Origin of the sequence: Kineococcus vitellinus (genome assembly GCF_009906315.1) — a bacterium.
Taxonomy (GTDB): Bacteria; Actinomycetota; Actinomycetes; order Actinomycetales; family Kineococcaceae; genus Kineococcus; species Kineococcus vitellinus.
This window is the reverse complement of the sequence record NZ_JAAALL010000693.1, coordinates 1-241: the sequence shown is the minus strand read 5'-3', so window position 1 is coordinate 241 and position 241 is coordinate 1. Positions and strand designations below refer to the sequence as shown.

The window sequence follows — 241 nt, the reverse complement described above, 5'->3', positions numbered from 1 at the left end:
CGTCGCCGTCTTCGGCGACCAGGTCGCCATCGCCGACACCCTCGACGCGGCGCTCGACGACGTGTTCGGCGGCGACTCGGGGGCCAGCGCCGGCGACGAGGGCGCCGCGCCGGTGCCGGGCTCGCCCAGCGCCGACCCGGGCGCGCAGGTGCAGCTGGACCAGGCGCTGCAGCAGGCCCGGCAGGCGATCACCGACTCGCAGGCGGCGCTGCAGCGCGGCGACTTCACCGCCTACGGCGAG

The 241-nt window shown here is 78.0% G+C and carries 1 protein-coding gene; it reads left to right on the top strand.

The features are described from left to right. A partial coding sequence (locus GTQ99_RS24125; protein WP_166618125.1) for a hypothetical protein occupies positions 1-241 on the top strand: 241 nt, incomplete at both ends.